Raw genomic sequence first — 2,143 nt, 5'->3', positions numbered from 1 at the left:
CTCCGCCCCCGCTCCGTCCCCGTTCGGGCCCGCCACGGCGGCCCCGCACCTTCTCCCGGTCCGCACCGCTCCCCCGGACGGACACGGGCAACGGGAACAGCGGTGTCCCCGGTCGCTCGTGCTGCGCCCGGGGACACCTGTCGTTGCGGCCGGCCCGGCGGTTCCTGGGCGCCCGGCCGGCCGCGGAACCCGGCGACTATCCCGGGTTCGTCTCCGTTCCGGCCCCCACGTCGGCGAGGACCCGCACCTCAGTCTCCGCGTACCGCGCCCCGCCCGGTTCCCGGGAGTCGAGAAGTGATCCCAGCCAGCCCAGCAGGAAACCGAGCGGGATGGAGACCACCGCCGGGTTGCTGAGCGGGAAGACGGCGAAGTCCCGGCCGGGGAGCAACGCCGTCGGGCTTCCCGACAGGGCCGGGGAGAGCAGCACCAGCACCACCGAGGAGAGCAGTCCCCCGTAGACGCTCCACAGCGCGCCCTTGCTGGTGAAGCCCTTCCAGTAGAGGTTGTACAGCAGCGCCGGCAGGATCGCGGACCCGGCGATGGCGAAGGCCAGGCCCACCAGGAACGAGATGTTCTGGCCCTGGGCGTACAGCGACAGGCCGGTCGCGGTGACGCCCACCAGCAGCACCCCGCCCTTGGCGACGAGGAGTTCGCTCTTCTCCGACGCCCTGCCGCGCATCAGCCCCATCTGGTAGAGGTCGTGGGCCAGTGCGGTCGACGCGGCCAGGACGAGCCCGGCGACCACGGCCAGGATCGTGGTGAAGGCGACGCACGAGATGAGCGTGATGAGGAAGGCCCCTCCGAGGAACTCGGCCAGCAGCAGCACCGCCGAGTTGCCTGTCGCGCTGTCGGCGGCGATGGTGTCCCGGCCGAGCAGCGCCACCGCGCCGAAGCCCAGCACCGCTGCCAGGAGACAGAACACCAGCGTCAGCCAGGTCGCGATGGTCACCGACGCGCGTGCCTCGCGCGCCGTGCGCACCGCGCCCAGCCGCATCAGCAGGTGCGGCAGGCCGGCCGCGCCGAGGAGCACCGCCAGTTGCAGGCTCAGCGAGTCGAGCCTTCCGACGCCGTCCTCGCCGTAGCGCACGCCCGGCTGGAGGAAGGCGTCGGACAGGCCGCTGCGGACCGCGGCCCGGTCCAGCAGGGTCGCGGGGTTCCAGCCCACCTCCGACATGACCAGGACCGCGAGGTAGCCCCCGCCGCCCAGCAGCAGGACCGCCTTGACCAGCTGGACCACGGTCGTGGCCCGCATACCGCCGATCACCACGTAGATGATCATCAGGAGGCCGAGCGAGCCGACCATGATCTGCCGGGCCCCCGTTCCGTCCAGGCCGAGGATCGGCGCGGCCAGCGATCCGGCGCCGACCAGTTGCGCCGTCACGTAGACCAGGCAGATGACGAGGGTGGCGAGGCCCGCGGCCAGGTGCACGGCCCGCGGGCGCAGCCGCCGCGCGAGGCTGTCGCCGATGGTGTAGCGCCCGGTGCTGTGGTACGGCTCCGCGATCAGCAGCACGATCACGATCCAGGCGACGATCGGGCCCAGGAAGTAGGCGATGCCGTCGTAGCCCGTCAGCGCGAGCACACCGGGCGAACCCAGCAGGGTCGCGGCCGACATGTAGTCGCCGAACAGGGCGATGCCGTTCCGCGTCGGGGTGAGGCGGCCGTCGCCGACGTAGAAGTCGCCCGGGGTGGCCCGGTCCGTGGTGACCCAGATGGCAAGGAAGAGCGCGCAGCACACGAAGGTCACGAAGACGACGAACACGGGGAAGCCGGAGTCGGCCAGTTGCACGGCGGCGGTCATCGGGTGCTCCCCCACTCTTCCAGTTCTTCCAGACGGTCCCTCACGCGCGCGCCGTCGGGGTCGATGGAGGTCCTGGCGTGGCGCCCGTACCACCACACCGCCCAGCCGGTGGTGGCGCACTGGAGCAGGCTCAGCGCCAGGCCGATGTTCAGCGGCCCCGCGAGGCGTACGGCCATGAAGTCGCGCGCCTCGCCCGCCAGCATGGTGTTCAGCAGGTAGAGCGCGACGACGGCGGCGGCGACGGTGAAGACCGGGCGCCCGCGGGCCGCCCGAAGCCGCGACAGGGCCGGCTCGTCCTCGAGTTGCTCGAGGGGGGACTGGAACGGCGCGCGGTGGGAGGCC

Annotated in this window: 2 protein-coding genes; both read right to left on the bottom strand. The window is 72.5% G+C overall.

Going from position 1 to position 2,143, the window contains the following annotated elements:
* Nucleotides 1-196: 196 nt before the first annotated feature.
* Entirely contained in the window at nt 197-1,801 is a 1,605-nt protein-coding gene (locus tag GUY61_RS37755) for a cation acetate symporter (protein WP_166634801.1), read from the bottom strand.
* Nucleotides 1,798-2,143, bottom strand: a 346-nt coding sequence (locus GUY61_RS37750) for a DUF485 domain-containing protein (protein ID WP_166634800.1), incomplete at its 5' end; no start/stop codon positions are given. The genes GUY61_RS37755 and GUY61_RS37750, both read right to left, overlap by 4 nt.

The organism is Streptomyces sp. GC420 (assembly GCF_009916105.1).
GTDB lineage: Bacteria > Actinomycetota > Actinomycetes > Streptomycetales > Streptomycetaceae > Streptomyces.
The sequence above is the reverse complement of the archived record's forward strand: the minus strand, read 5'-3'. Positions and strand labels throughout refer to the sequence as shown.

Coding starts and splice junctions, on each gene's coding strand:
- GUY61_RS37755 (WP_166634801.1), bottom strand. CDS start 1,801: ATGACCGCCGCCGTGCAACTGGCCGACTCCGGCTTCCCCGTGTTCGTC.